5 protein-coding genes are annotated in these 3,666 nt (G+C 43.1%); 2 read left to right on the top strand and 3 right to left on the bottom strand.

Annotation, left to right across the window (positions count from 1 at the left end; genetic code table 11):
- On the top strand, positions 1-504 hold a 504-nt coding region (locus ABFX15_RS02605; RefSeq protein WP_346023966.1), incomplete at its 5' end, for an RNA-guided endonuclease TnpB family protein.
- A gap of 233 nt (positions 505-737) precedes the next feature.
- Here ABFX15_RS02605 and ABFX15_RS02610 read toward each other — a convergent pair.
- Positions 738-1,220: a YtxH domain-containing protein gene (locus ABFX15_RS02610; RefSeq protein ID WP_346023967.1), complete on the bottom strand. Its 483-nt coding sequence runs from the start codon at positions 1,218-1,220 to the stop codon at positions 738-740.
- A 35-nt stretch (positions 1,221-1,255) separates the two neighbouring features.
- Complete coding sequence (locus tag ABFX15_RS02615; RefSeq protein ID WP_091482283.1) at positions 1,256-1,654, bottom strand: DUF948 domain-containing protein; 399 nt, start codon at positions 1,652-1,654, stop codon at positions 1,256-1,258.
- 167 nt (positions 1,655-1,821) lie between these two features.
- Between ABFX15_RS02615 and ABFX15_RS02620 the strand changes: the two genes are divergently transcribed.
- The gene (locus ABFX15_RS02620; protein WP_346023968.1) at positions 1,822-2,724 is read left to right on the top strand and encodes a mechanosensitive ion channel family protein; all 903 of its coding nucleotides are present in this window, start codon (positions 1,822-1,824) and stop codon (positions 2,722-2,724) included.
- A gap of 535 nt (positions 2,725-3,259) precedes the next feature.
- Here the strand turns inward: ABFX15_RS02620 and ABFX15_RS02625 are convergent.
- On the bottom strand, positions 3,260-3,666 hold a 407-nt coding region (locus ABFX15_RS02625; protein ID WP_346023969.1), incomplete at its 5' end, for an RNA-guided endonuclease TnpB family protein.

Consider the following 3,666-nt stretch of genomic DNA (forward strand, 5'->3'; position numbering starts at 1 on the left):
ACTGAGAAGCACAAAAATCCAAAACCGCTGTACAAGTCCGAAAAGAAGCTGAAGAAGGCGCAACGGTCATTATCCCTCAAACAAAAAGGCGGTAAGAACCGCAATAAAGCACGCATTCAAGTGGCCAAAAAGCACGAGAAGATTGCCAATCAGCGCAAAGATTTCTTGCACAAACTATCCAAAAAGATTACAGACGAAAACCAAGTCGTTGTAATAGAAACTCTGTTCAGTAAGAACCTGATGAAAAATCATAAACTGGCAAAAAGCATTGGTGATGCAGGATGGTATGAATTCGTCCGCCAATTAGAATATAAATCCAAGCAAAAAGGACGGACACTTATCAAAGCAGACCGATTCTATCCGTCTAGTCAGGTTTGTTCGAGTTGCGGACACCGAGACGGCAAGAAGCCGCTCAATATCAGGGAGTGGGACTGCCCGAATTGCGGGGAATACCTTGACAGAGATATCAATGCCAGCAAGAACCTCTTGGCGTTGGCCAAGTAAAAGAAAATCAATGAGGCAGGGACTGCCTTTTGAGCCTACCCCTATCCGATTCCACTGTCTGTATGAAGTCTGTGCAGACAAGAATGAAGTTCGTAGGAAGCCCCCACTTCAAAATCCAAAGGATTTAAGTGGTGGGTAGTTCACTCACACGGAATATGTATAAAAAGGATGCGAACAGTACGCATCCTTTTATAGTTTAATTTTAAGAGAAATCTGATCTGTGCCCGCTCCAATTAAGGTTTGGTCGTGTCAGTGTCTGACAGATCTTTTCCTTCTTCAATGCCTTCCTCAATTGTTTCCTGAGCATCTTCGGCCGCATCTTTCGTAATTTCTACGTCGCGTTCTGTCCCTTCTTTGAGAGCGTCTTTGACACCTTCAGCTGTTTCTTTTGCTTCCTGCTTGATTTTATCGAGATTTTTTTCAGTTTCGTCCATATTCGAGCCAACCTGATTGGACAGCTGGTCATAAGTGACCGAAGCATTTTTCAGATATTCTGATCCGGCTTCTTCTACTGTATCTTTCAGATCCGATCCTTTTTCTTTAGCAAGAGACATATACTCTTTAGCCTGCTGTTTCGTTCTGTCAGCTTGATCAGCAATATTTCCACGCATTTCTTTACCTGATTTAGGTGCGAGCAGGAGTGCGGTCAAGCCTGCTACAGCTGCCCCGACGAATGTTCCCAGTACAAAACTCTCAGTATTTGAATGTTTTTTCATGCTGAATATTCTCTCCTTGTTTTTTATTATCGTGCTTACCCTCTGACTTTACTGCCAACTTTTTTGGCGATTCCGACCGTTGCACCTTTTTTTGATGCGCTGGCTAGATGTGAAGTCAGATTTCTTGTTGATTCGTTCAGGCTTGATACTGATTCACCTAAGTCACCAACAGCCTGGAACAATGGATCAGTCATGCCTAGTTTGCCATTCACGTCATCTAAAGTCGTATTGGATTTATTGAGAAGCCCTTCGACTTCAATAAGTAAATGATCCGCGTCTTTAGTGATCGTGCTCAGGCTCTTGTTCGCTTCTTCGATCGTCGTATTCAGTTCTGAAACAATGCCTGCCACTTTAAATAGTACAAAACATAAGCCCAGAACTAAAACTGCAAAAGCACCTGCCGCAATTAATGCAGCTATTTCTCCACCTGTCATATTAATCCCTCTTTCTTCTATTCTGTATAGACTTAGATTACCATTATCCAGCTGATTATTGCAAACAAGAAGGTCCTGAAGCCCCCTCAATTAACAAAATTGAAGTATTTAAAAAAACTGGTAGAATAATAGGTACACTAAGACTCTCTGAAAGGATCGAATCAATTATGTATTTTGCTGGGACTAACGGAACTGAAAATCAGGAAGGACCTACAACTCCCGAAGAAGGAATAAACTTCTTTATTGAATACTGGAATGACATTGACTGGGAAGGAATTTTTTCTTCAATTATATTATTCCTCATGCAGCTTATTCTGACTCTGATTATTTTCTTCATTCTAAAAAAGGTCGGTAATTATGCAATCGAGCTGGTTTTCAAGCGATATATGAAAGAAGAGCAGACTTTACCTAATCGTCTGAACACATTGTATACATTGAGTAAAAACAGTTTTCATGCCATCATCTATTTCTTCCTCGTCTATACAATACTTGAACTCATGGGTGTACCAGTCGGCACATTAGTAGCCAGTGCCGGGGTCGTCGGTCTGGCACTTTCACTCGGTGCTCAGGGATTTGTATCAGATATAGTCAATGGCTTCATGATCCTGCTGGAAAAACAGCTGGACGTTGGTGATGTCGTCGAACTGAGCGGTATATTGGGAACCGTTGAAGATGTCAACCTTAAAACAACCAAAGTCAGAGATTTCGACGGAACTACGCATTTCATCCCTAACCGATCGATCACAGTTATCAGCAACCGGTCGCGGGCGGATATGCGTGTCATGCTGCATGTCAGACTCTTTCCTGAAACAGATCTAAACAAAGTCAGATCAGTTTTGGAACAGGTTAACCGGGAATGGATTCCCCGACGTGAGGAGATCACTATCGAGCCGACAGAAATTGCCTTTGTCCCCATTGGCGCAGGCCAGATTGCCGCTCAGGTTATCATGTACACCAAGTCCGGTACTGAATTTGCTATGCGTAACCTCTTCTACGAGAAATACGTCGATGCTTTAAGGGAAGCAGGTATTGAACTGCCTAAAGTCAATTTGGATATTCAGGCGCCATAATCAGAAATATAAAAGGTGAGCACTCTTGCCGGTCAGACAGGTTCAATCCCGTCTGACTGGCTTTTATTTTGTTAAATAGATTCAATTATCTTTATTTACACGAAGCGCTCTGCGATTCGTTTCCTTATTGAAAAGAAATTCTTTACTCTCTTCTTCGGTATTCTGATAGATGTTGATTGAATAAATCGGCAGTCAGCTGGTAAAAGAGTTACGTTTTAAGATCACACTCCTATGGGTCACGTTCTGTCACTTTCTGCTTTCTCTCAGCCTACTTGAGCTCTCCTTAGTGCAGTTTCTGCTGAACCGAAGGGGGGAAACTTACCGTTAGAACTAAACTAATTTCAGTTCAGGCAGAGTGATCGAATAGAAGTCTTCGCTAAACCTCTTATAGGTGAACTACCCACCACTTAAATCCTCCGGATTTTGAAGTGGGGGCTTCCTACGAACTCCATTCTTGTCTGCACAGGTTTCATGCAGACAGAGGAATCGGATATGGGTAGGCTCAAAAGGCAGTCCCTGCCTCATAGGTTTTCTTTTACTTGGCTAACGCCAAAAGGTTCTTGCTGGCATTGATGTCTCGGTCCAGATACTCCCCGCAATTAGGGCACTCCCATTCCCGTATGTGGAGGGGTTTCTTGCCGTCAAGGTGTCCACAGGCAGAACAAATCTGGCTGGATGGATAGAACCTGTCCGCTTTGATGATTGTACGTCCTTTTTGTTCCGCTTTGTATTCCAACTGGCGGACGAATTCATGCCATCCGGCATCGCCGATGCTTTTTGCTAGTTTATGATTCTTCATCAGGTTCTGGGTGGACAACGTTTCGATTACGATGACTTGGTTTTCGTCTGTAATTTTCTTCGTTAGTTTGTGCAAGAAATCCTTCCGCTGGTTAGCAATTTTTTCGTGTTTCTTGGCGACTTGCAGGCGGGCTTTGCTCCGGT

This window comes from Alkalibacterium indicireducens (genome assembly GCF_039522005.1).
GTDB lineage: Bacteria > Bacillota > Bacilli > Lactobacillales > Carnobacteriaceae_A > Alkalibacterium > Alkalibacterium indicireducens.

Coding starts and splice junctions, on each gene's coding strand:
- ABFX15_RS02610 (WP_346023967.1), bottom strand. CDS start 1,220: ATGAAAAAACATTCAAATACTGAGAGTTTTGTACTGGGAACATTCGTC.
- ABFX15_RS02615 (WP_091482283.1), bottom strand. CDS start 1,654: ATGACAGGTGGAGAAATAGCTGCATTAATTGCGGCAGGTGCTTTTGCA.
- ABFX15_RS02620 (WP_346023968.1), top strand. CDS start 1,822: ATGTATTTTGCTGGGACTAACGGAACTGAAAATCAGGAAGGACCTACA.